Origin of the sequence: Corynebacterium sp. MSK004 (assembly GCF_030232515.1) — a bacterium.
In the GTDB taxonomy this organism is placed as follows: Bacteria; Actinomycetota; Actinomycetes; order Mycobacteriales; family Mycobacteriaceae; genus Corynebacterium; species Corynebacterium hesseae.
In genome coordinates, this window is the sequence record NZ_JASPKB010000002.1 from 99334 (window position 1) to 121682 (window position 22349).

Below are 22349 nucleotides of genomic sequence, written 5' to 3' on the forward strand. Positions count from 1 at the left end.
GCCAGTAGGTAGGAGGGTCACCACATGGCATTGCGCTAAGTGGTGGCCCTTTTTTATTGGCGTGGGTCAGCTGGTGGGAAGTTGCGGGGGTCGAGGTTGTAGCGAACTTGGCCTTCGACGGGTACGGCGTGCTCGTCATCGTGGGCGTATTGCTCGCGCCAGCGGATGTTGTGGAGTGCTTGCGCCAGTAGGGTGTCGGGGTGTGCGCCTACGGCTTCGCAGAGTACGACGTACTCGTGGATGTTGGGGCTGGATTCGCCACGTAGGTATCGGCTCGTTTGGCTTGTGGATAGTTCGGTGTAGGAGGCAATGTGCTTTTGGGTCATTTGCCTTCGCGCTGCGTGCTCTCTGAGGAGGGAGGCGATCTCGATGGTTACTTTGTCGGGTGTTTTTCGGGGTCCTGTGCTCATACTGAGATGATAGCATTTTACGTGGACAAACGTGGACAATTGTGGACAAACATGGACAAACATGGACAAGGGTGCTAAGTTGAATGGCGTGCCCCAAACAGGGACACAAGGAGACATGAATGACTACCTACTACATGACCAAAGACGTCGCTGAAATCTTCGGGATTCAAGTATCCGACGTTGCCTACTGGTGCCGCGCTGGCTACCTGAAAGCTATGCCGCGCACTAGCCCTGGGCAACCGTGGCGAATCCCCAAATCAGAAGTTAAGCGCCTCGCAGAAGAAGGACTCCCACCAAGCCGGCGAACCCTTGAGCGAGCCTAAACGTCCCTATATAGAGAGATTGAACCAAGTATGAATGAACAGCAGTGGGAAGACCTCACCCCGCAACAAGTCCACGCAGCACTTGAAGCCGCCTCCAAGCGGTCAGTAACGAAGCCTGGCACTCCACAGGAAGCCGTTGAAGAACTCTTTGCCCTAGGTGAATCCCTGCGAGACCACCTAATCGTTGTCTCGGCAAACGCCAGCCTGGAACACGTAGTCCCCATCCTCAACGTCGTGTTCGACGGCATGAAGACAGCAATGGAAATCTCCACCCAGATCGCTAAGGCCCGCGCCCTGTACAGCGGCGAAGGAATTGAGGAAGGAACCAATGACACAGAGCATTCCACTGAGGAGGAAACCAATGAAGACTAAGCGCTTCGACAACTCGGCTATCTTGCCTACCCGCGCCCACGAAGGCGACGCCGGCCTGGACCTGTACGCCCCCTACACTTTCTCAATCGCCTCCGGCGAGCGAGTCACCGTAGACACTGCCGTCGGCGTGCAACTGCCAGCCTGTACGTTCGGCAAGATTGAAGGCCGCTCCAGCCTCGCCAAGCAAGGCATCACCCCGCTCGGCGGAGTCATTGACGAAACCTACCGTGGCCCAATCGGAGTAGTCCTCACCAACCTTGGGCGTGAGCGCAAGATCATTCAGCGCGGCGACCGCATCGCCCAACTCATTGTGCAGCCGTACCTAGAAGTTGGCGTGATGGAAGTAGACGAACTCAGCGACACTGAGCGCGGCACCGGCGGCTTCGGATCAACCGGGGAGTAGAACAATGACAAGCATTGCTGCCGTAATCTTCATGTTCGCACTCGGGGTAGCGATGGTGCTAGCAGGCATCCAAATCTTCATCATCGCTGCCGAGCAAGACACCTACTTCAAAGTCAGCTGGTGCACCTTCATGGGGATCGTTTGCGTCGCCGGCGGAATCGCCTTGGCCTACATGCCATGGGGCTGCGCATGAGCTTCGGAGTGCACGTAGACCGAGGAGACGGGGAGCTAGTTGAACTCGTCACCGGATTAACAATCAAGAAGGCAACACGGCTAGGACGCAAAGCGAAAGACGCAGAGCCAAACCTCTCAGTGTTCGTCACTTTCAAAGACAAAGACACGTACCGCCGGTTTGTGGAGGTAGCACCATGACGACATGGCTAACAACAACAGAGGCGGCAGAGCGCCTAGGTGTTTCACCAAAGACTGTGTACCGCCGCATCAGCGACGGGACGCTAGCAGCCTACCGCTTGGCTAACAGCGGACAGTACAAGATCCGGGCCGAAGACCTGGAGCACCAAATCGAACCAGTCAGCAAGGAAGATGTATGAGCAACGTAATCAAGCTGCCGCCCCTGCCGGGGTCGAAGGAGTGGCGGGAAATGATCACCGCCTCGAAGGTGTCGGCCATGATCACCGACAAGACCACCGGCCTGTACCTCGGGCTTGGCTACTACTCCGCGTACGAAATGTACGCGCAGATGAAAGGGGAATGGGAGGAAGACCTCACCCCAGATAAGCAGGCCATGTTCGATGACGCACACGACGCGGAGGACTACGCCGTGAACGTGTGGAAGCGGGCGAACCCCGGCTGGCGAACCGGCAAGGGTGAGGTTGCTTTCTCAGACCCAACACTGCCGTTCCCCAACCTGGTGACCCTAGACCGCCGCGCCTCGCGTGGTCGTGCCCGCCGCATCATCGAGGTCAAGCGCCCCCGCGTTTCGCGCGGTGTCACCGACGGCTGGCTAGTGCAGGTCACATTCCAGATGGGTGTGTCCAAGATTTATAGCGCAAACCTTGTGGAAGTTCCCGTGTACGGCAAGCCAGTGATTCACCGCGTGCCGTTTGACCAAAAGCTGTTTGACGTCATTGTGTCCGACGCGGAGCGCTTCTACCAGCGCCTCCAGCTGGGTATCCCGCCGGAGATGGAAGGCAGTGAGCATGAGCGCCAGATCCTGTCCGCGCTCAACCCCGTCAACGACGAGCTGCCGCCGCACCGTATCGACGAGTCACTTATGGTCAACCTCAAGACCGCATGGGACGAGCTGGACGCCGCGCAGAAACGAGTGAACTACCTAGAGAGTGTTGTGGCTGACAACATGGGTAAAGCCCCGCAAGCCGTCTTTAATGACCGCCCCGTAGCGCGCCGCATCAAAGGCCGCTTCTCTCAAGCGCGTGTGCCCGCAGAGCACAAGGAACTACTCAAGGATGAAGCACTCATGTCCCTACGCTTCGACGCCAAGAAGCTCAAGGAAGCGCACCCAGACGTGTATGAGGAAGCCTTGGGTGCCGCCACTTACAGGTTTGCCCGCGACGAATGGAAGGAAGACTAATGGCCCCGCACCCCATTGTGGACAAAGCTCTAGAAGAAGGCTGGCCCCTGTCGGAACTCATCGACGTCTGCGAGATTTTTGGCTACGAACTCCGCATCATTGAGCGTGGCGAAGTGTCCCCAAATAAAGACGTCGAACCACCTGTGGAACAGGAGCCGGAGATGGAGCCGGAACAAGACCTCCTCGGCCTGGTCGAAGAATTTAAGAGCGAACCGGAGCGGGCACGCAAGCGCTGGACAGTTGAGGAACGCATGGCAGTGTACCGCTACTGGCAGTCCGGGATGACAGTCGAATCCGTAGCCGAACTCATGGGCCGCACCACCAAATCAATCCGCCACCAATACAACCGACTCGACAAGAAACAAGAAGAGGAGCTACACAATGACCACGACGCTTGAGAAATTCAACGACACCCAGCGCGCCTTCATCGAACAAATGGGCCTCGGCCACGTGCCGGCGAACCACCTGGAAGCATTCTTCATCACCGCTGAGGCAATGCACCTGGACCCGCGCTTGAAGAAGGACATTGTGCTCATTGAGCGCAAGACCAAGAACGGCGGCAAGACCTACACGATTCAGGTTGGCATCGCCGGCTACCGCAAGGCCGCGCGCAAGATCGCTAAGGCTGAGGGCGAGACCATCAGTGTTTCCGAGTGGCTGTACAAGTCTGCCGACGGAGAGTGGAAGGACACTTGGTCTTTCAAGACGGAGGGCTACCCCGTGGCTGCGCGTGTGACTGTCGTGCGCGACGGCCAACCGTTCACCCAAACCGCCATGTGGGATGAGTTTGTGCAGGCCTTCCCCGACGGTAAGCCTATGGCGCTGTGGGCGTCGAAGCCGTCCTACATGCTGGGCAAGACCGCTGAATCCTTGGCGTGGCGTCAGGCCTTCCCGGAGGAGATGGGTGACACCTATGAGGAGTCTGAGGTTAAGGGCATGACTGAGATGACCGCGACCCGTGTTGACCAGCAGCCGGAGCGCAAGAGTAACGCCATTGCAGCAGCGAAGGCAGAGATCCCGCAGACTCCAGCCGAGCCGGACATGACTGAGGAAGAGAAGCAGCTACTCGCGGAACTCATGGAGGAGACCAGTGTGGAAGAACTACGCGAAGCCTACAAGCAGGTTGCCCAACTGCCGTCCGCCGCGTACCTGCAAAAGCGGATCGCTGAGCGTGCTGGAGAACTGGAGCAGAACAAGTGACCCCGGAAGAAGCCAACAAGGAACTGCTGCGCGAGCTTAGGCCCCAGTACGCGAAGGTAGACATGGCGCTGCACTACGCGGGGATCGAAGCTCTCCATGTGCTTGCCCGCATGGACTACCAAGAGGCTGATTATCGCCCGCCGCGCTACTACACGCCCGACGAGATCACGGAGAAGGGTGGAGATTTGGGAGACTTCCCGCTCCGCGCCCGACGCCTAGTCGGACCCTGGGAAGAAGCATGAGCTACGGCCCGTGGCATCGCTGGTTCGCCTGGCACCCCGTCCGCACCCGGCAGCACGGCTGGCGGTGGCTACGCACCGTAGAACGCGCCCTCCACTACCCGCCAGATATACCCTTTGCCCCCGCCCCGTACTGGGTCTACCGCCCAACCCACAACAACAGGAAAGAAGCATGACAACACTCGCAGACCTCACACCCGAAGAACGCGCCGACTGCGTAGGTATGTGGTGTGACTACCGGCCAGCAGCCGGAACAGCAGGCCCACATGAAGCGCCCGAAGAAGTCATCACCACCGTAATAATCAAAGCTGGCAACGACTACGACGCGGCCTATGAAGACGAATACGAAGTCTTCAATGCCGCTATCGGGCACGAGCTAGTACAGCCAGAGCAGATCACCCTACGCCCCGACCTCCCCAGAGCCTGGCGGGCAGACGGCACGCCACCAGCAGGGGAATGGGAGCGCGTCAGTGAGCCACGTTTCCAGAATTACAAGCGCCGCTGGGTAGGGGAATGGGAACAAGCATGAGGCAGACACCGGAGGAGCAGTACATTGCCGCGCTCCAGCAGGAGAACAAACACCTCCGCAACGGGATAACCCAACTGAAACACGAAGCCCGCTACGCCGCACAATTCCACGCAGACGAGCTAACCGTCCCGCAGGTCTTCAAAGCCCTGGACACAACACTCACCATGATCCTCGAAGGATAAACATGTACGACGACAACGACGCCTACTGGGAGCGCGTGCGCGACGTGCGCAAGGACAACAAGATCCTGTACGACGAGCGCTACACCCCAGCAGAGGAATGCCCCGACAACTACCGAAACAGGGAGAACAACAATGACTGAACCAACTCGTGAGCAAATCGAAGCCGCGTACTTCGCCACCGAGCAGCTCGTACTCCGGGCAACCGTAGTCAGGGAAAGTCCCGCAGTGAAGGACTATCGGGAAATGATCCTCAAAGCCCTCCCCCCAATGCCTCGCCCCACCATGGAAGGCGTGGTTTGGGATGACAAGAAGCACTTTCTCGCGGTAGTTGACGTGGACCACGAGGAGTACAAGAAGGCAATCATGCTCAAGCAGAACGTTTACGACGATACAATTCAGTGCTTTGCGCTGCACCCGTACAAGTGCGTCGTCTGCCATTTCGGGCCAGCATTACTCACCCCGACCGGAGAGCGTTACACATTCACGGGGGCGCAGGATGACTAGCCCAACCCGCCAGCAAATCATCAACGCACACGAAGCGCTGAATAGCCTTTTAAAGCTTGCGTCTGGTACGTCCACCGCGTCCGCCATATTCAACTGGGAAACCGTCCGTGCCGCCTTCCCACCCAAGCCCCAACCCACGATGTCCGACGTTGAGTGGGACGACGAGCTGCACTACCTCGCAGAGGCGGAGCTTGCGGGCTGGGGCAAGGTAACCATGCTTTGGGCGTCCACAATAGGGAATATCTCTGTCATCGGAGACGGGCTTATCAAGGATGTAAGAGCCGAAGACCTCACCCCGACTGGCAAGCGCTACCGACTCCAGGAGGTGCAGGATGACTGACCTGAGTACCGCCAACTTGAAGCGCCTACTGGCTGAGACCAGCCCCGGCCCGTGGGAGGCGCGGGGATACTACATGGACGGCGAACCTCGCCCCGACGGGACGCACCAAATGCGCGACGCAGAGGGCGAGTATTTGGGAATCATGTACGGCCAAGAAGCCCACCTCACCGCCCTGGCCTCAGACCTCGCGCAGGAAGTCATACGGCTACGGAGCAAACTGGCCGTGCAGGAAGCGGCTTTCTTGGATATTTTCCCCACCGACGAAGAACTAGGAGACCAAGATGGATAACCTCGCCCGCGCCGAGAACATCATTGCTCACGGCATGAAGAACGGCGACAGCCCCGCGCGTATCGCTAAGCGCCTCGACGATTACGGGCTACTCATGGCCGACCTGCCTAAGTCGAACGACGCGGGAATCATTGTGCCGGGCGGCAAGGGCTGGCTACCCCAAGGCCTCACAGGCCCGAGCGTATGGACAGCCCCTGGAGGCAGAGTCATGGTGCAGCGCGTCGAACCCGGCGACCTCATACCTAAGGAAGCGCGCGACTTCGCATACACCGTACTCGCAGCAGCCAACTATGCAGGGGGCAATGATGGATAACTACACCAAGGCGATCAACATCGTGGAGGAAGGCCTCGCCAACAACGACCCCGCGCACCATATCGTGAGCCGCCTTGCAGGCTACGGGCTGATAGCGCCAGACCTGCCAGATAAAGCATGGGACTACATGCTCGAAGACGGCGAATACCACGTGTGGGAAGCACGCGGCGCGTTCGTAGACCTATCACCGAAACGGCTAATCACCGTAGACCACACGCGTGTGTGGCACACACCAGAAGAGGCGCAAAGCATCGCCCTCACGCTACTAGCAGCAGCACAATACAAGGAGAACACCAATGATTAACTACCTAATCCCACAACCAGACGCAGGGCTGGAACTACCAGACCATGTGAAAGCCGGGATCAGCATCATGGCCTACGACGGGTGGAAGTTCGCGCAAAACGCCGGCGACGCCGCATCAGAAGTGCCCACCTCGATTGTTGGGGAAGTGTCCATCATCACCGAGCACGCGGAGAACTTTGACAAAGAGGACACAATTCACGTCCTCGCACAAGCCCTAGGTGTAGCCATTCACGACTACAAGGGTTGTGGCACAACCCAGACCGAGCGAGAAGAAATCTTGAACGAGTGCGTGAAGCACATCATGCACGGTATCGGGATTGGTCACGCTATGGACGAAAGGGAGGGCTAGCCATGAGCTTGCCAGAAATCATTGTTGACGGACGTGCAGTAGCCGACGCTACCGAAGGACGAGACCGCAACGGAAACAGGTACATCTTTGCGCGTGTAGCCGCGTCGAAGAGCCGCAAGGACGAGCGCGACGAGTGGCAGACTGTCAACGAGATCTTCCTGGATGTGCAGTGGTTCAACGTGCCGGAAGGTGTTGTCTCTCCAGAGAAGGGTGATGGGGTGCGCGTTGTAGGCGAGCTGTATCAGGAGATGGAAGAGTACCAAGGAACCCAACGTTTGCGTATCCGGGTTAACGCGTGGGCAATGCGCGTGTTTCGTAAGCGTGACAAAAATGGCCCTAGTCAGAGTGCCCCGCAGGTCACGCCGAATACCGGCTATGCGTGGAATGGGCAGACCCAGCAGCCCCAGCAGAACATGCAGCAGCAGACTCAGCCGCAACCCCAGCAGAACATGCAGCAGCAGCCGCAGCAGCAGACCCTGCCCCAAGGCGGCAGCCCCTGGCCCACCCAAGACCAGAACAACCCGCCGTTCTAAGGAGAAAGCATGGAGTTCACAACTCGCGCGTGGGTATGGAAATCCCGCGCCTACAAATACTGGGTAGTCAGCACCGGGCACGGCAACTACTGGCCATTCCCAACCTGGGAACGGGCAATGTGCGCAGCCAACACCGCCGTGTCACTGCCCGACGAAATATGGGAAGAGAACGGGCAACTACTAGAGCTACTAATCCTTGAGGAGGTACCTCCTAGCTACATGCGTTTGCTTGTGGGGCACCTCAACAAGGGTGACAACTAATGCGCGTACGTACACGCGCACACGTAATGGGAGGAGGTTTGTTTCGTGGGTTGGTTCAAGGTGGATGACCAGTTTCATGCGTCTCATAAGCTGCTGTCGATCCCTAAAAGGTATAGGTTTCAGGCGGCTGGATTGTGGACCATTGCTGGGTCGTGGGTTGCTAGCCAAGAGACGGACGGATTCGTGCCGAACTACATGCTAGATGTGTGGCAGGCCACATCAAAATGCATCGATGCGTTAGTTGCAGCTGACTTATGGGTCAAGTCCCAAGGTGGATACACGTTTAGTTCATGGTTAAACTACAATCCGTCTAAGGCTGATACGGACGCTAAGCGAGAGGCGTCCAAGCATCGTATGCGGACACATAGAGAGCGGACGCGAACGAATGGTGCGTACAAAGATGCTGGTCAGGAGGGTGAGCATCAAAATGTTACGCTGCAACGCTCAAATGATGTTACGCAGGATGTTGCGCCGCAACGCTCAATGAGCGTTACACAGGGTGTTCTTTTATCCCGACCCGACCAGAACAGATCAGCTGACGCTGATCCCAAAAACTCCCAAAAAGGTGCGGCGGGTTTCGACGATTTTTGGGCGGTGGTTCCGAGGAAGGTTGGCAAGCAGGCGGCGCGCCGAGCCTGGGAGAAAGCTGTGAAAGTGGAGTCTCCGCAGGTCATTGTGCAAAAAATGCGTGAGTACCGGGATGACCCAAACCGTGTCGCGGAGTTCACAAAACACCCTTCTACCTGGTTAAATGCCGGTTGTTGGGAGGATGACCCGCTGCCGCCCCGAAATCAGGGCAAAAAACAGCCCAATGACCTCGATGCGTTCCTCGACGCGTTTGATACACGCCCAAATCATGGGCCAGCCGCCTCGCTGAGCGCCGAACGGTCCCCAAATGGGGTGAGTGTGCCGCGACAGAATTTTGAAGCCTTAGAAACGCGTACAGACGTGGTGGATGCGGACGGTTGGGAGGAGGTTGAAGACCAAAAAAATCCCATAGATATAGAGGACAACGACATTCCATTCTAAATAAGGAAACAACAATGAATCTTGAAATGCTAAAAGGTCTAGTTCCCTGGGCCACCGTAAAAACCCAAATCGGAACCCGCGCAACAAGCCGCCTCAACCCCCAAACAGTCAACCCCAAAAACATCATCATCGTCGCCAACACAGTCCGCGAAGCACGCGACCTCGCATACCAAGTCAACGCCCCCGGCACCGTGCGCGCACACGCAATCGGGGAACTCCACAAGCTCGCCGGACGCGTCTACGACATTCAAGCAATCTACTGGCACCCCGCGCTCACCCAAGGCCAGATCCTCAAAGCCTCCACAATCCTCATCCCCGCCATGCACGACGCCGTGCCCCTACTGCCGGAGAACTTTCACCCCCTGGAGCACCCGAAGCCATGAGGAACCCAACCCCGGAAGAAATCGCAGTCGCCGGAAAAATCCTGCAAGCAATCAAACTGATCGACCCCGGCTTCTACAACGCAGACCTCGCCATGGCAGACGGTTGGGCGCGCGTACTCTTCCCCAGCGACTACACCCTGGACGAAATGCTCGACGGGGTAACCGACTTCTACCGGCACGAAGAAAAAGGGCGTCGCTGTATGCCAGCCAACGTCCTCGCGGGTGCGCGACGCGCACGAGACGCCAAGCAAGCCACACCCGAAGGCCGCGCCGAAATCGAAGCCCGCAGGGAGGCGCGCCAACGTGAACTGGACCGCAAGATCCAAGCCGGGAAACACAAAGCCCTCGAAGCCAGCAAACAACGCGGGCGTGAACTGCCTGAAACAGCGCTCAAGCTCCAACAACGCCTAAAGGAGGCGACCAAACGTGTACAGTGACCACACCTTCAACTGGGACGAGCTAACAATCCCGCTCCCGTGGAAGAAACCACCGCTTAGCCTCAACGACCGCATGCATTGGCGGCAGAAACACCGCATCACGCGCCACGTACGCGCGCATATTGCGTGGACACTCGGCGCAGGCGTGAATAAGCGTGCTCCGCTGCGCAAAGGGCAGCGCCTACGCGTGGAATTGCACTACCAGCCAAGGGATAACCGGCGCAGGGACACCGACAACATGGTAGCTTCCCTCAAACCCATCTGTGACGGCATCGTGGACGCCGGGATCGTCGCAGACGACACACCCGAGTACATGATCAAGCCCGAACCCATGATCCACCCCGCCAACGGGGCAGACAACGCCCACATGTGGCTCCAACTCACCGTAGAGGACGAGTAGAGGAGGGTAAGTCATGGCGAAGACGTCTGGGCGCGCTGGACGCCCCTGGAGGCGTGCCGTAGAGGTCGTGAAACGCCGCTCTCAGATATGCCACCTCTGCGGGAATGCGATCGACATGGATCTGGAGTTCCCAGACCCCGACAGCTTCAGCGTGGACCACCTGATCCCCCTGTCCGAGCTGGACGAAGACGACCCCCGGCGTGTTGACCCTCAGTGGCTTGCCCCGGCTCACTTGCGCTGCAATTCCTCACGCCAGAACATGTCACTGGCGCAATGGCGCGCCGAACAAGCCGCCGCCAACGAAATCAGCGCCTCCACCTCCCGCGACTGGCTCTAGCAGGCAGCACAAAGCCCCCTAACCCGCGTACGTAGCACGCACGCGCGTATAGGGGGCTAATTTGTGTGTGGGTTAGGTGTACAGCTCGCGGTTGAGCTGGAAGTCAGCCTCGCGGGTTGCTTCCTGGTCACGCTGGCACCACTTTAGGATTTGGTCGTGCGAGAACTGGGCGTACTCGTCAGCGGCAAGCCACGCACGCGCGTTAGAACGGGTGTTCAGCGGTACGATGTGTGCGGTCTGGATTGAGCCGTCCGCAGGCCAAAAAATCATGTCGTGGGTGTAGCCCGAAAGTAGGGAATCCTCCACCGTGTAGTGCACCTTCCCAAAGGTGCGGAACTCGAAAGCCAATGTTAAATCCTTAGTAGGTTAGGAGATTTACAGAACAAAGATTAGCGCAAACGTTCGACACATGCCGAAAGCTTCCACAACGCCACACTGAACACCCCCGAACCAAACAACACCACAGGCGACCACCAGCCAAAAGCAATCACCACCTGCGCCACCAACAACACAGGAAACCCGATCACAAACACCAACACCGACACAAACACCGCATATGAATCAAACGTGTCCATTAAGAAATCTCCAAGCTTAAAAAATGTCCAGCACAACCCTATAGTGGTTGGTTATGCCTAAATAGGGATTACTTGCTGAGATAAACGGTCAACAATCATCTCGCAATACTTCGGATCAACCTCACACCCGATAGCACGCCGCCCCATATCGCGCGCGGCGACCAACGTAGTACCCGAGCCGGCGAACGGGTCAACCACCACATCACCCGGATCGGTGAACCACTCAACAAACTGGCGCACCATGCCCTCCGGCTTCTCAGTCGGGTGCGCGGTCACACGCGCGGCAGTGGACACAAAATTGCCGTGCTTGCCGCCACCATTCCAGCGCGCGCGCCCACGCGGGTGCATGTAGGCGATCGCCTCCCAGCCCTGGGCAGGGCGATCCCCGGTGAGCTGCGGCGTGGGATTGGTCTTCACCCATACCCCGATCCGCATCATGCGCAAACCGTCCGGCGGCTGTTTCTCCAGCTCAAACGCGGCGGAATACGCAAGGTTTGCCACCACCCAACGCCCGGACACACGCGCACACTCTGCAAGGATTCGCATGAGTTCCGCATGGCCGATCGGTGGGAACTCGCTGATCCCGTCCTCACGCTTTCGGTTGTTGCTGCGCGCCCCCGTGTGCGTACGCGCGTCATAGGGTGGATCGGTGATAACAACACCCGTGTTGTCTGCCAGTTCGGCAAGCAGGGTAGCCGCGTCCGTGTTGTACAGGGTTACGGAATTGTCCTGGTAGAACGGTTCCATCATTGATTCCCCTAGCACTAACGCACAAAAACAAGTGGGTCTCTGGAGGCTACGCCCTGGACGTGCCACCCACGGGCGTGCATGAACTCCTTCAGGTTCTCCGCGTCTTCCTCACTCCACATGTACAAAGGATCAGACAACCTGTGCAAGTCTTTGGGCAGCTCATACTCCACAAACGGGTAAGAACTGCCATCATCATCACTGTCATATAGGCGCACGGAGCGCGCCCCGATCAGCATGGCATACGGCGTACGCAGGAACTCGGTGAAGCCATCCCGGCCAACGTTCATCTTGATCGCGGCATCAAAGCAGCTCATGATCGTAGACACGCGGTGATGGAGTGCCAGATCATCATCATCAAGATCGTCACATTCTTCATCTAGCCGGGATTGCAAGTTACGGAACACGCACGGGTTGATCGTGCGAATCAACAATTTTTCCAGCAAGGGGAGCGTGATTGTCTCATTGTGAGCGACGGACATTAGCAACGCGGGGTGTGCAGGAATCTGTAGAATCTCCATGGTCTTTCTCTCTTTCGGTGGGTTAGTTAGCGGTGCCGTAGGTTTCCCAAAGCCATTCAGCGGCCTCACGGCGGGTACGGAACGTAGGGAAGTGCTTGCCGTTAGTGAACGCGTCCCACTCTGGACGGCCTTGCCACGTACCGGCGGGCGTGCGCATGATGTAGCCGGTTCCCTGGTGGATAGACACCTTCGCGCACCCTGGGCACACATTGGTGATAGTCATAGCGGTCTCCAATCGGTAGGTAGGCGGGTTAGCGGTACAAGCGGATAGTTTCGGCAACGTCGGCAACAAGCTCAATCGCACGCTCACGGTTAGGTGCATCCCACCCGTACGCGTCAAACAGATCGGCGGGCGTGGCATCCCCGTTCATCACGTCGGCAACGTCCTGGCCAAGCGTGCTAGCCATGTCACTAGGCACACAGATAGCCTCAATCAGTGCATTGATCTTAGGTTCGGTGGCGCATAGTGCTTGCACCTCGCAGGACACGTCAACGGGGCCGATCTGGCGCATGTAACCGGCGACAAAGCGAGCGAACAACATAGTGAATCCTTTGGTAGATAGGTGGGTATCGGGCGGGTTGCCCCTTAATGTGCCCCGATAGGCGGGACACACTAGGCACACCCCGCGCCTGGCAGCGCGGGAGGCGAACTATTCAGCGCGCATCGTGTACTCACGGGGCACAACCCCAGCGTTAGCAATCTCCTTATTGAACGCGCTGGCAACCCTGTCAGCGGTGCGCATAGTCGCGAACGCGGATTCAGTCAGCCGGTGCACGGTACCGCATGGGCTGATCCACATCACCCGGTACTCACGCCCCGTCGGTGCGGTGACACCCTCAACAAACACGCCCGTGTTAAGAATTGTGTTCACGCGTGAGTTAAAGAAACGCACGGCATCCGGTGAAAAATAGAACTGTCCAAGCGACTCATTACGGCGGCGCATAGACTCTTGGCTGTACGGGCGACCGGTGGCGGGGCGGTACTTCTTGGCCTCAGCTTCCACAATCTTGCGGAGCGTATCGGTGGGGATCATGTCGTATTTCACGACGTAGTTGGCGGTGGACATTCTTAGTCTCCTGGGTAGTAGGTAGGTAGGTAGGTAGGTGGGGTTAGATGACGGTTAGGTCAACGGCAAGATCTTCCAGCATGTTCCGCTTGGTGATGACCTCATCGTCTTCCAGATCCGTCCAGTCCAGTCGGCCATAAAGACCCCCAGCGTTTCCCAGTTGGCAAGACTTCCAAGGTCTTGTCCAAACATTGCAGCGCCGTCGCTATCGCACTTAAGCGCGGACAGGAAAGACAGGATCTCATTCTTGCAATCATTAAGCGCGCGAACGTAGTAGACAACATCGTTAATGTCGTGAGTAGCGGTAGACATGAAACCGGCTAGAAAATTCTCGTACATATTTATTCCTTAGGCAGTAGGTGGATTGGGTGGCACTTTCGTCACCCCGTCGCGCGTACAGGCACGCTATACGCACGCGGGCTAACACGGCCCCAGCAGGCCGCGCCACCGTTACACAGTTGTCAGCGCCTTAAGCTCAAACTCACCCGTGGCGATTAGCTTTTTGACAGCGCGGGCGAACTTTTTACCCCCGGTGGCGTTGAGCTGCGAGTGCCACGTGTTCCGGCCCGCATCCATACGCAACCAGCCACACGTAACAGGCACGTGGTGTTCAAACTTGGACAGCGCGGCGACTAGCTCACAATCCTCAACGCCATGCACCCCGCGCACCAGCACGCTCACAACCTCGCTAGAGTCAGCGCCCTTGGTCTGTGGCAGCTGCGCACGCTTAGCCGCGTGGCGCGCACCTGGCAACTCCAGATCCTCCGGTGGGGTAGTCGCCCCCAATTGGGGACGCGCACCCTCAATCCAACCGGCCACAGTCACGGTGCACGGCAACCCTGCCATGAGCGCGGCGGCACGGTCACACGTACGCCCGGCTGCATCGTTGAACCGCTCCGTGTAGGTGGCGTGCTTACCCGGCGTGATCCACCCTGTCACCATAGGAATGACAGTTTCCAGATCGGCGGCGGCGATCACCACGTCCCCTAAACCATCCTGGCACATAGGCCCGATAGCTTTGCCGCGCGCGTCGCGTATCCACTCACGGGGCACGCGTACAAACGTATCTGGCAATTCAACCTCAACGCGGTCAACGGTCAACGCGTAACGCTCACCCGGTGTAGCGTCTCCGCAAACATGGCACGGGAACGTAGCCACGCCTAACGCGTTCACGGTATTAGCGGCGGTGCTCTCATAGTCCACGCGGGTGCTAGCTGGCATGGCCTCGATCGTGCGGTCAACGGCGGCGACTAGCTCCATGTCAGGAAGGTAAAAGTCAACGGTGGAATCAAGCCCGTGTGTTACAGCCTGTGCACATTCCTTGCACACGTAATCACGGTAATCAACGGTAGTCATAACAGTCTCCCTGGGTAGTAGGTAGGTAGGTAGGTAGTAGGTAGGTATCGGGCGGGACGCCCCTTAATGTCCACGCGGCACCCGCGTACACACTAGGCACGCCCCCGGCGGGAACCGGGGCTAGTGGACTAAAGCCAATAGGCAATGATGCCTAGCGCGGTGGCGAGATCGTCCACGTCTTTCACGAACACGCCCCACCCCTCAACGAACGGGCGGGCGATCTCATCTTCGTCCAGCTCATAGCAGTTATAGAACACGTCAAACGATCCGGCGGGATCGTCCTCACCACGGCCGCGTGCAAGGGTAAGCACCATAAAGGTGTCTGATTCTTTCGGCTCGATCCGTAGAACGTTGGTGTCGATCTCTGTGTAATCAGCACCAAGCGCTAGCGCTAGGTCAACGGCCTCGATCTCATCAAAGGTGTTAACGCTGGCAACAATGTCGCGGGCGGCTGCAAGGTAGTCAGTCATTTCAGTCCAATCAGTAGGTAGGTAGTGCGCTCTAACGCGCTGGCATGTTTGATTCTAGTCCCCATATAGGGAACACGTCCACACGGGGGGAATTAGCGGGGGTGGAGGGGCGTAACGCCTGTACAGGGACACGCCCACGCGGCTACATACAGCCCGCTAGCTCTTCAACGGCCTCATCAATCTCTGCGCACACCTCATAAGGCACGTGCATGTTGACGCGCTTGCCACCCCAAGCGCCCTGCAATTCCCGCTCAGCCGTGTCCAGCCAGATATTAGGCCCGCCGAACGTAAGCAAAATGCGCGCACCCCTGTAGTCGCCATTAAGCGATCGTGTGATCTCAATGTCCAGCGTGTCGATCAAGTACTCCCACGGGCTAGTTGGGTTGCCGTCTTCGTCACGGTACTCCCCATCTTCATCCGTTTCATAACTAAATCCGTTGGCTAGTTCAGACTGCAAGGGTGCCATGTATTCAAGCAGTGCTTGATCGTCCTGAGTGGGGCGATTGTAGCTAGGGATGTAGGCGGTCATGGTGTCGATCCTCCGATCGGGTAGTAGGTAGGTAGTTGGGCTAGAGTCAACGCCCCTCAACGCACCCCGCACACGCGGGATACATTAGGCACGCCCCGGCCTGGAACGACCGGGTGCAACCCGCTAGGCCTAGTGGCCAAACACAGCAGCAGACAGATTCACAACGGCACGCGCGCCCTCAAGGTCACCGCCCATCACAGTAGCCAGCGCGCCATAACCGAAGTCGCCACCGTGTGCAGCGATAACGATCTCTTCCAGTGCGTAGTAGACAGTTTCAATACCAAACTGAGAGATGAATTCAATAGCGGACATAGTTCGATCCTCCGATCGGGTAGTAGGTAGTGGGCTGGTCTTACGCCCCTAGCGCACCCCACGATTGTGAGACACACTAGGCACGCCCCGGCCTGGAATGGCCGGGATTCAAAATTTAGAAACGCGCACCAACAACTAGCACGCGGCGACCGTCGATCTCACGCAGTCGCGCCACACCTAACGCGCGCCACCCCGTAGAGCTAACCGCGTCGATGTAGGCACCCTCACGGCCCAGCAGCGGACGATCCCCCACTTCCATGCCGTCGATCAAGGTCTCAACGCGGGCGGACAACTCAGCAGGCAGCGGGAACGATTGAATACATCCCGGCTCGATCTCAACCTCCACGCGATCCGGCGTCACGTACGCAGTACGGTCGCCAATCACAAGGGCACGGCGGCGGCGGATCGCAGCCAACGGAGTCGCGGTGTCAATGATGGTCATGGTCAGTCTCCCAATAGGTAGGTAGTGGAGCGGCTACCCGCCGGGCGGCGGGGCCGTTGAACGGAACGACTTAAAGCTAACACGCCCCAAATAGGGCACGCGTCCCCGTTACGCGTTCGCGTACGCGATATATAAGGTGCAAAAAAGTACGAAAAACACCACGTGACCAGCACAAACACTGAAAATCGCGCAACGCCAGGAAACACCCCAAACACCCACAAAACAAATCGAACACAAAAACGAAAAACCCCAGCTCACAACCCCGCCATACCCAAAAAGTGACCAGCCAGGACACACGCCAAAAACCAGCCACAACCAGCAACAACCACAAAACCGCAGGTCACAGCCCCGACGTCGAAGGGGTGGGGGGTGACCCCCCGACCAGCACACACGGGAGACGCCCACGCCAACGGCCGATTCTCTCCCCAGGCGAAATTGGGTTCGAGCGTTGGCTTGTGAAAGTCTCTGAAGTTTTGGCGGTTTCCTCTACGTTTTTGGGCTTTGTGCTAGGCATTTGCGGCGGCTTCGGGTGCGACTGGTCTGTGTTCCTGGTCCGCTTGTGGTGCTGGTGGTGTTGCTGTTTGGGGCTATGCTGTCTATATGGGTATGAACTTGGAGCCGCCCGCTGACCTTGGGCTCACGGGCCGCGATGTTTGGAATGAGCTGGTCTTTGAGCGGGAGCTGGGGCCGGTTCATATGACGTTGATTCACAACTGCGCGCGCATTGCGGACAATTTGGATGCGTTTGCGTCGGAGTTTGCAGGGGACTTAGTGCAGACGGATGATTTGGGGTCGCCGGTTGCGAACCCGTTGCTGTCGGAGTTTCGGCAGCAGTTTTTGGCGTTGCGGCAGGTGCTGAAGGATTTGGGCCTGATGGAGTTGCCGGCGGGTGCTGCGGTGGCTGAGGTGTCGAAGTGGGATGCGTGGGCTGAGAGCAAGGGGATCTTGGGCCGATGACCGCTGCGCTTGTTATGCCTGAGACGGGTGTGCAGACTCCGCGTGTGGAGGTGCACCCGTTGTTTGTGTCGTCTGTGGGCGATGATGCGGTGTCGTGGGTGCGTGAGGTTGCTGGCATGACGTTGTTTCCGTGGCAGGAGTATGTGCTGCGGAACATGCTGAATATGCGTGGCGATGGTAAGTGGGCTGCACCTGATGTTGGTCTTGTTGTGCCTCGTCAGAATGGTAAGGGCGAGATCATTATTGCTCGTGAGTTGTTTGGTTTGTTCATGCTTCGTGAGAAGAAGATTGTGCATACCGCGCATGAGTTTAAGTCTGCGAAGGAGGGCTTGATCAAGCTTCAGGGTGTGATTGCTCGTAATCCTGATTTGGCGTCGATGGTGGATATTAAGACGGGCAATATGGACCCTGGTGTGTATTGGAAGCCGTCTCGTCGTGGTGAGCCGTCGCCTCGTGCGATTCAGTTTTTGGCGCGTTCGTCTGGTTCGGGTCGTGGTTTCACGGCGGATTTCTTGGTGATGGATGAGGCGTTTGCTGTGTCTCGGGAGATGGTGGATGCGATGGAGCCGACGATGGGTGCGGTTCCTAATGCTCAGACGTTGTGGGCGTCGTCGGCTGGGTTTGCGTATTCGCATCATTTGGCGGCTTTGCGTAAGCGTGCGTTTGAGGGTGATGCGGAGTCGTTGGCTTATTTTGAGTGGTCGGTGGATGAGTCGGATTTTGATCCGGGTGATCCTCGTGAGTGGGCGAAGGCGAATCCGTCTGCTGGCTATCTTATGTCGTGGGACTTTTTGTCTCGGCGTTTTAAGACGTCGAAGGCTGGTGAGAATCTGGCTGGTTTTGCGCGTGAGCATCTTGGTGTGTGGGAGATGCATGCGTCTAATTCTGAGTTGCCGGAGGCGAAGTGGCGGCGTGCTTTGGTGGAGTCGTCGGTGATTGAGGGGGATCGGATTGTGGTGTCGGTGGATGTGTCTGCGGCGCGCCGGGCGTCTGTGGTGGTGACGGGTGTTACTGCGGATGGTCGGTTTCAGTCTGAGGTGGTGTGGAATGATGAGGTGGGGCCGGATTTGGTGGCTGCGGTGTCTCGGCTGGTTGAGCGGTGGGATGTGTTGGGGGTTGTGTTGGATGCGTCTGGTCCGGCTGGTCAGTGGTTGGGGTCGTTGTCTGAGGCTGGGTTGGAGGTGAAGGCTTTGGGTTTGCGGCAGGTGGCGCAGGCGGATGGTGCGTTTAAGGAGAAGGTGATTGCTGGCCGGTTTGTGCATGTGGGGCAGAAGGTTTTGGATCATGCGGCGTTGTCGGGTGTGGCGAAGCGTGCTGGTGATTTGTGGGTGTTTGATCGTAATTCTGAGTTGGCTGATATGACGCCGTTGAAGGCGGTTAGTCTTGGTGTGAGTCATTTTGAGTATCTGGTTGGTCGTGAGGTGCGGCAGCTGGAGTCGGTTGGTGAAAGTTGGTTTTGGTGATGTTGGATAAGCGGGTTGTTGGTGAGCTTGCGGATAAGTTGCGGAGTGAGTCTTTGCGGCTTGAGCAGTTTGCTCGGGTGTTTGAGGCGAATCAGCCGGTACCTCCGGTGCCAAAGGAGGCGGAGTCTGAGAAGCGTTCGTTGGCGCGTTTGGCTCGTACGCCGTGGTTGCGTCTTGTTGTGGCGTCTACGGCTCAGCCGTTGAAGGTGTCGGGGTATCGGGACCCGGAGCAGGGGGTGGATTCTGCGATGTGGCGCACCTGGTTGCGGAATGATATGGATTCCCGGCAGGTGCAGTTGAATTATGACGTGGTGAAGTATGGGTATGGTTTTGTCACTGTGACGCCTGGTGAGGATGCTGAGGGTGAGCGGTTGGCAACGCTTCGCCCTGTGTCGCCGCGCCGGATGATTGCTGAGTTTGATGATCCCTATATGGACGAATATCCCCTTCGTGCGCTACGTCAGGTCACGGATAAGCGGTGGAAGTATTTTGACGAGGAGGCTATCTACACCTTGGAGGGCGACATGCCGGACTTCAAGGTGACTGAGGTGGTCAAGCATGATGCGGGTGTGTGCCCGGTGGTGATGTTTGTCAACCACATGGATTTGGATGGCAATTGCTTCGGCGAGATTGAGCCCTATATGGATGTAGCGGCCCGGCTGGATTTAACAACGAATGACCGTTTGCTGGTGCAGCGCTATAACTCGTGGAAGATTTTGTACGCCACCCATATTGAGCCTCCGAAGGGTACGACCTCGCAGGAGCGTGAGGCCGCGAAGTTGAAGCTGCGCAATGACACGATGCTGATGGGCACTGGGGATACTCAGTTCGGCACGTTGGATGAAACATCGATGGCTCCGTTTATTGCGGCTGCGGATGCGGATCGTAATGACCTGTCGGCGGTGACTCAGACACCTATGTCCATGTTGACGGGTGAGATGATCAACCTTGGCGCGGATGCTATTACCAACTCGTATCGTCCGTGGCGTGAGAAGTTGAAGGAGCGTATCGCCTTGTGGGGTGATGCGCACGCGCGGGTGATGCGGGTTGCTGCTGCGGTGCAGGGTGATGCGGAGGAAGCCCGCAACTATGATGCGGTGATTCAGTGGGAGGACGTGGAGGATCGTTCCTTGGCGCAGACTGCGGATGCGTTCGGCAAGCTCGCACAGATGCTGGAAGTGCCGCCGGAGGTTCTGTGGGGTCGTATCCCTGGTGTGTCTCAGTCTGATGTTATTGAGTGGAAGCGTTTGCATGATGAGCAGAAGCGCTTGGAGATGCAGATTGAGGCGATGACTGTGCCAACACCGGATATGAGCATTCAGTTGCCGGAGGCTAACCCGGAGACTGGTGTGAAGCAGGGTGAGCGCACACCGGCCTCGTATGAGGATCAGCCGAAACCGTGGGGCGCTAAGCGTGGCGCGCGGATGAATGAGGTTGCGCGTGTGCGACGCCAGCGCAAGCGGGAGATGATTGATGGTGACGGTGACGGGATTGTGGGTGAGTAAACCGTGGCTCGTAGTACCTTCGGCGCTGGTGTAACGGAGCGCTACTACCGGCGCACCCGCCTGTTGTCTTTGGCTATGGCGATTGTGCTGCGCGGCCTGTGGGAAGGATTGGGCTTTAAGGACCGCCGTGAGGTGCCAGCTGGTGTGGTGCAGCAGTGGTTGGATGCGGTCATTGACTTGCTTAAGAACTTCCATGAAATGTCGCTGGCTATGGCCCAGGACTATTTTGTGACGTTCACCCTGGCGGATTTGCCGGAGGTTCCGTTGCAGGTTGTGGGCGAGTCCCGCGAAGTGTGGTCTGGGCTGGATGTGCAGCTCGATGACGATTTGGATTCCCTGTCCAAGGTCATGCTCACAGGCAGGGTTGCCCAAGTTGCGGACGCTTCTGTGAAGGTGGTGGAGTCCACCGCCGCCGCTGTCGAGCATGAGGTTAACGGCTTGCCGAACGTTGCCGAGGTCATGGGTGCCGACTGGGCTGAGGTGGACGGTGACCAAGGCGATGACCCACTAGCGCTCATGCCGGACCCTAACCCGATGGATGAAACCAACATGCGCAACCGCCTGCTGTACAAGGGGCCGAAGGGCTTTGAGAAAAAGGCGCAGGAGATTGAAGCGCTCACCCGAGTCGCCGGCGACGACACACCCGGCGCATTGGAGGAAACCAAGCAACTGCGTATCGAGAAACAATCAGACCGCTCGTGGGTGCGCGCCACCAACGCGGCTGTGACGATGGTGGATGCTGGCCAAGACTTTGTGGAAGCAGCAGCAGCCACGCATGGTCTTGGCTACGTGCGCGCCCTCGGACCAAACCCGTGCTCCTTCTGTGTCGCCCTTGCCGCCCAAGGTGTCATCTACGCCCAAGGCGCATGGGATGAATCCAACGCCCGCTTCCGCACCTGGACCGGATCAGCCGGCGGAGCAATGCAGGGCGGTGAAGCAAAAGTCCATGACGGGTGCCAATGTCGGCTGGAGCCTGTATCTTTAATAGACCCGACACCAACCCTTCCCCAGTCAGTGCGCCGCGCGCAACGGTTGTGGCAGGACGCCGAGGGCTACATGAAAGACCTAGCGTGGCCGGATAAACTCGCAGCATTCCGCGAGGCTTACCACGGCGGCGACATTGACAGAGAGCTACTACAGGAAATGGAACGCGACCGACTATCCACCGAGCGTGACGAACTACGCCTAACAATCCCCTCCCTGATGATGCAGATAGCCCACATGGAGGACTACATGGCAGACACCGGCACAGACGTCACCCGCCAAATCAACTTCGATAAAGAACAACTGGAGTACTACCTGCAAAAATGGAACAAACGCGACTACGGCAAGACCGACTGGACCCGCGAGTACCAGTGGGTTGTCGAGCGCGCCGCCGCAATCTGGCCCCCAGACAAGTTCGACGAAGCCATAGCCGAGTACGCCGAAATGGACGACGGAACCGAAGCAACAGCGTTCGCACGCCAAGCCCCACACTTTATGAAGTGGCAACGCGCCCAAGCCCCCGACGCCTGGAAACACGCGGAGGACTACTGGGATGTGCGAGACGGTTCCGAAGTCGACGACCCTGATGTTTTCGTCGATCCCCTCATGCCCGAGTTCACCGACTAGCACACACTCAGCCCGGCGCGCCGGGCTGTTTCTGGTTGAGTGTCCCTATATAGGCAGATGTGTTGTATCTTGGGGGTACATGCACGGGTGCATGGTTGTTACGCG

Annotated in this window: 43 protein-coding genes; 29 read left to right on the top strand and 14 right to left on the bottom strand. The window is 57.9% G+C overall.

Translation table 11 applies throughout. The features are described from left to right. Positions 1–53: 53 nt before the first annotated feature. Positions 54–527, bottom strand: coding sequence for a helix-turn-helix domain-containing protein (locus tag QP999_RS13395; RefSeq protein ID WP_350309528.1), 474 nt, complete (start codon positions 525–527; stop codon positions 54–56). Between the two features lie 2 nt (positions 528–529). On the opposite strand from QP999_RS13395, the gene QP999_RS02915 reads away from it, so the two are divergent. The 25 genes from QP999_RS02915 (at position 530) to QP999_RS03035 (ending at position 10689) form a co-directional block, all read left to right on the top strand. Continuing rightward, positions 530–733, top strand: coding sequence for a helix-turn-helix domain-containing protein (locus QP999_RS02915; protein WP_143334550.1), 204 nt, complete (start codon positions 530–532; stop codon positions 731–733). Positions 734–763: 30 nt separating this feature from the next. Beyond that, positions 764–1105, top strand: a complete 342-nt coding sequence (locus tag QP999_RS02920) for a hypothetical protein (RefSeq protein WP_284847620.1) — start codon at positions 764–766, stop codon at positions 1103–1105. After that, positions 1095–1508 carry a dUTP diphosphatase gene (gene dut, locus QP999_RS02925; protein WP_284847621.1) on the top strand — a complete coding sequence of 138 codons (414 nt, stop codon included), beginning with the start codon at positions 1095–1097 and terminating at the stop codon, positions 1506–1508. The genes QP999_RS02920 and dut overlap by 11 nt, the downstream gene beginning before the upstream one ends. A gap of 4 nt (positions 1509–1512) precedes the next feature. Further along, positions 1513–1701 carry a hypothetical protein gene (locus tag QP999_RS02930; protein ID WP_284847622.1) on the top strand — a complete coding sequence of 63 codons (189 nt, stop codon included), beginning with the start codon at positions 1513–1515 and terminating at the stop codon, positions 1699–1701. 175 nt (positions 1702–1876) lie between these two features. After that, positions 1877–2059: a helix-turn-helix domain-containing protein gene (locus QP999_RS02935; protein WP_143334554.1), complete on the top strand. Its 183-nt coding sequence runs from the start codon at positions 1877–1879 to the stop codon at positions 2057–2059. Next, positions 2056–3060: a hypothetical protein gene (locus tag QP999_RS02940; protein ID WP_284847623.1), complete on the top strand. Its 1005-nt coding sequence runs from the start codon at positions 2056–2058 to the stop codon at positions 3058–3060. The genes QP999_RS02935 and QP999_RS02940 overlap by 4 nt, the downstream gene beginning before the upstream one ends. Continuing rightward, on the top strand, positions 3060–3458 hold the full coding sequence (locus QP999_RS02945) for a hypothetical protein (protein WP_284847624.1): 399 nt from the start codon (positions 3060–3062) through the stop codon (positions 3456–3458). The genes QP999_RS02940 and QP999_RS02945 overlap by 1 nt, the downstream gene beginning before the upstream one ends. Beyond that, complete coding sequence (locus QP999_RS02950; RefSeq protein ID WP_143334557.1) at positions 3442–4260, top strand: recombinase RecT; 819 nt, start codon at positions 3442–3444, stop codon at positions 4258–4260. The genes QP999_RS02945 and QP999_RS02950 overlap by 17 nt, the downstream gene beginning before the upstream one ends. After that, on the top strand, positions 4257–4502 hold the full coding sequence (locus QP999_RS02955) for a hypothetical protein (protein ID WP_284847625.1): 246 nt from the start codon (positions 4257–4259) through the stop codon (positions 4500–4502). The genes QP999_RS02950 and QP999_RS02955 overlap by 4 nt, the downstream gene beginning before the upstream one ends. Positions 4503–4671: 169 nt before the next feature. After that, positions 4672–5028: a hypothetical protein gene (locus tag QP999_RS02960; RefSeq protein ID WP_284847626.1), complete on the top strand. Its 357-nt coding sequence runs from the start codon at positions 4672–4674 to the stop codon at positions 5026–5028. Then, positions 5025–5210, top strand: coding sequence for a hypothetical protein (locus QP999_RS02965; protein WP_284847627.1), 186 nt, complete (start codon positions 5025–5027; stop codon positions 5208–5210). The genes QP999_RS02960 and QP999_RS02965 overlap by 4 nt, the downstream gene beginning before the upstream one ends. A gap of 2 nt (positions 5211–5212) precedes the next feature. Then, the gene (locus QP999_RS02970) at positions 5213–5350 is read left to right on the top strand and encodes a hypothetical protein (RefSeq protein ID WP_284847628.1); all 138 of its coding nucleotides are present in this window, start codon (positions 5213–5215) and stop codon (positions 5348–5350) included. Further along, on the top strand, positions 5343–5714 hold the full coding sequence (locus QP999_RS02975; RefSeq protein WP_284847629.1) for a hypothetical protein: 372 nt from the start codon (positions 5343–5345) through the stop codon (positions 5712–5714). Before QP999_RS02970 ends, QP999_RS02975 begins: the two co-directional genes overlap by 8 nt. Beyond that, positions 5707–6054 (top strand): hypothetical protein, encoded by a 348-nt coding sequence (locus tag QP999_RS02980; RefSeq protein WP_284847630.1) that lies wholly within the window; start codon positions 5707–5709, stop codon positions 6052–6054. Before QP999_RS02975 ends, QP999_RS02980 begins: the two co-directional genes overlap by 8 nt. Then, positions 6047–6343, top strand: coding sequence for a hypothetical protein (locus QP999_RS02985; RefSeq protein ID WP_284847631.1), 297 nt, complete (start codon positions 6047–6049; stop codon positions 6341–6343). Before QP999_RS02980 ends, QP999_RS02985 begins: the two co-directional genes overlap by 8 nt. Further along, positions 6336–6656 (top strand): hypothetical protein, encoded by a 321-nt coding sequence (locus tag QP999_RS02990; protein WP_284847632.1) that lies wholly within the window; start codon positions 6336–6338, stop codon positions 6654–6656. Before QP999_RS02985 ends, QP999_RS02990 begins: the two co-directional genes overlap by 8 nt. After that, positions 6646–6960, top strand: coding sequence for a hypothetical protein (locus QP999_RS02995; protein ID WP_144269074.1), 315 nt, complete (start codon positions 6646–6648; stop codon positions 6958–6960). The genes QP999_RS02990 and QP999_RS02995 overlap by 11 nt, the downstream gene beginning before the upstream one ends. Next, positions 6953–7309, top strand: a complete 357-nt coding sequence (locus QP999_RS03000; RefSeq protein ID WP_284847633.1) for a hypothetical protein — start codon at positions 6953–6955, stop codon at positions 7307–7309. The genes QP999_RS02995 and QP999_RS03000 overlap by 8 nt, the downstream gene beginning before the upstream one ends. Before the next feature lie 2 nt (positions 7310–7311). Continuing rightward, positions 7312–7842: a single stranded DNA-binding domain-containing protein gene (locus QP999_RS03005; RefSeq protein ID WP_284847634.1), complete on the top strand. Its 531-nt coding sequence runs from the start codon at positions 7312–7314 to the stop codon at positions 7840–7842. A gap of 9 nt (positions 7843–7851) precedes the next feature. Continuing rightward, positions 7852–8103, top strand: a complete 252-nt coding sequence (locus tag QP999_RS03010) for a hypothetical protein (protein ID WP_284847635.1) — start codon at positions 7852–7854, stop codon at positions 8101–8103. Between the two features lie 45 nt (positions 8104–8148). After that, on the top strand, positions 8149–9132 hold the full coding sequence (locus QP999_RS03015) for an LvrA C-terminal domain-related protein (RefSeq protein WP_284847636.1): 984 nt from the start codon (positions 8149–8151) through the stop codon (positions 9130–9132). 14 nt (positions 9133–9146) lie between these two features. Further along, a complete protein-coding gene (locus QP999_RS03020; protein ID WP_284847637.1) occupies positions 9147–9515 on the top strand; it encodes a hypothetical protein in 369 nt (122 codons plus the stop codon). Beyond that, positions 9512–9952, top strand: coding sequence for a hypothetical protein (locus QP999_RS03025; RefSeq protein WP_284847638.1), 441 nt, complete (start codon positions 9512–9514; stop codon positions 9950–9952). Before QP999_RS03020 ends, QP999_RS03025 begins: the two co-directional genes overlap by 4 nt. Continuing rightward, positions 9942–10352 carry a RusA family crossover junction endodeoxyribonuclease gene (locus tag QP999_RS03030; protein WP_284847639.1) on the top strand — a complete coding sequence of 137 codons (411 nt, stop codon included), beginning with the start codon at positions 9942–9944 and terminating at the stop codon, positions 10350–10352. The genes QP999_RS03025 and QP999_RS03030 overlap by 11 nt, the downstream gene beginning before the upstream one ends. Before the next feature lie 115 nt (positions 10353–10467). Further along, entirely contained in the window at positions 10468–10689 is a 222-nt protein-coding gene (locus QP999_RS03035) for a hypothetical protein (protein WP_284847640.1), read from the top strand. A 72-nt stretch (positions 10690–10761) separates the two neighbouring features. On the opposite strand, the gene QP999_RS03040 is transcribed toward QP999_RS03035, so the two are convergent. The 13 genes from QP999_RS03040 to QP999_RS03100 form a co-directional block, all read right to left on the bottom strand. After that, positions 10762–11037 carry a hypothetical protein gene (locus QP999_RS03040; RefSeq protein WP_284847641.1) on the bottom strand — a complete coding sequence of 92 codons (276 nt, stop codon included), beginning with the start codon at positions 11035–11037 and terminating at the stop codon, positions 10762–10764. Positions 11038–11078: 41 nt separating this feature from the next. Then, a complete protein-coding gene (locus tag QP999_RS03045; RefSeq protein WP_284847642.1) occupies positions 11079–11264 on the bottom strand; it encodes a hypothetical protein in 186 nt (61 codons plus the stop codon). A 57-nt stretch (positions 11265–11321) separates the two neighbouring features. Then, positions 11322–12014, bottom strand: coding sequence for a DNA-methyltransferase (locus QP999_RS03050; protein ID WP_284847643.1), 693 nt, complete (start codon positions 12012–12014; stop codon positions 11322–11324). A gap of 14 nt (positions 12015–12028) precedes the next feature. Continuing rightward, positions 12029–12532 (bottom strand): hypothetical protein, encoded by a 504-nt coding sequence (locus tag QP999_RS03055; protein ID WP_239249121.1) that lies wholly within the window; start codon positions 12530–12532, stop codon positions 12029–12031. Between the two features lie 22 nt (positions 12533–12554). After that, entirely contained in the window at positions 12555–12755 is a 201-nt protein-coding gene (locus QP999_RS03060) for a hypothetical protein (RefSeq protein ID WP_143334579.1), read from the bottom strand. Positions 12756–12783: 28 nt separating this feature from the next. Further along, positions 12784–13074 carry a hypothetical protein gene (locus tag QP999_RS03065; RefSeq protein ID WP_144269063.1) on the bottom strand — a complete coding sequence of 97 codons (291 nt, stop codon included), beginning with the start codon at positions 13072–13074 and terminating at the stop codon, positions 12784–12786. Between the two features lie 108 nt (positions 13075–13182). Next, positions 13183–13599, bottom strand: a complete 417-nt coding sequence (locus tag QP999_RS03070; RefSeq protein ID WP_284847644.1) for a hypothetical protein — start codon at positions 13597–13599, stop codon at positions 13183–13185. 54 nt (positions 13600–13653) lie between these two features. Further along, positions 13654–13938 (bottom strand): hypothetical protein, encoded by a 285-nt coding sequence (locus tag QP999_RS03075; RefSeq protein ID WP_284847645.1) that lies wholly within the window; start codon positions 13936–13938, stop codon positions 13654–13656. 111 nt (positions 13939–14049) lie between these two features. Further along, complete coding sequence (locus tag QP999_RS03080; protein WP_284847646.1) at positions 14050–14955, bottom strand: hypothetical protein; 906 nt, start codon at positions 14953–14955, stop codon at positions 14050–14052. 128 nt (positions 14956–15083) lie between these two features. Beyond that, positions 15084–15425, bottom strand: a complete 342-nt coding sequence (locus tag QP999_RS03085; protein WP_144269061.1) for a hypothetical protein — start codon at positions 15423–15425, stop codon at positions 15084–15086. A gap of 142 nt (positions 15426–15567) precedes the next feature. Continuing rightward, complete coding sequence (locus tag QP999_RS03090) at positions 15568–15954, bottom strand: hypothetical protein (RefSeq protein WP_284847647.1); 387 nt, start codon at positions 15952–15954, stop codon at positions 15568–15570. A 129-nt stretch (positions 15955–16083) separates the two neighbouring features. Next, on the bottom strand, positions 16084–16266 hold the full coding sequence (locus QP999_RS03095) for a hypothetical protein (RefSeq protein WP_284847648.1): 183 nt from the start codon (positions 16264–16266) through the stop codon (positions 16084–16086). Between the two features lie 115 nt (positions 16267–16381). Then, entirely contained in the window at positions 16382–16708 is a 327-nt protein-coding gene (locus QP999_RS03100) for a hypothetical protein (RefSeq protein ID WP_144269058.1), read from the bottom strand. Positions 16709–17314: 606 nt separating this feature from the next. Here QP999_RS03100 and QP999_RS03105 point away from each other — a divergent pair. From QP999_RS03105 to QP999_RS03120, 4 genes are read left to right on the top strand one after another with little or no spacing between them, the layout of a single operon-like run. Beyond that, positions 17315–17665 carry a hypothetical protein gene (locus QP999_RS03105; protein ID WP_284847649.1) on the top strand — a complete coding sequence of 117 codons (351 nt, stop codon included), beginning with the start codon at positions 17315–17317 and terminating at the stop codon, positions 17663–17665. Beyond that, positions 17662–19128 (top strand): terminase TerL endonuclease subunit, encoded by a 1467-nt coding sequence (locus QP999_RS03110; RefSeq protein ID WP_284847650.1) that lies wholly within the window; start codon positions 17662–17664, stop codon positions 19126–19128. The genes QP999_RS03105 and QP999_RS03110 overlap by 4 nt, the downstream gene beginning before the upstream one ends. Then, positions 19128–20633, top strand: a complete 1506-nt coding sequence (locus QP999_RS03115) for a phage portal protein (RefSeq protein ID WP_284847651.1) — start codon at positions 19128–19130, stop codon at positions 20631–20633. The genes QP999_RS03110 and QP999_RS03115 overlap by 1 nt, the downstream gene beginning before the upstream one ends. A 3-nt stretch (positions 20634–20636) precedes the next feature. Next, positions 20637–22244, top strand: a complete 1608-nt coding sequence (locus QP999_RS03120) for a VG15 protein (RefSeq protein WP_284847652.1) — start codon at positions 20637–20639, stop codon at positions 22242–22244. The last annotated feature ends 105 nt before the right edge of the window (positions 22245–22349 follow it).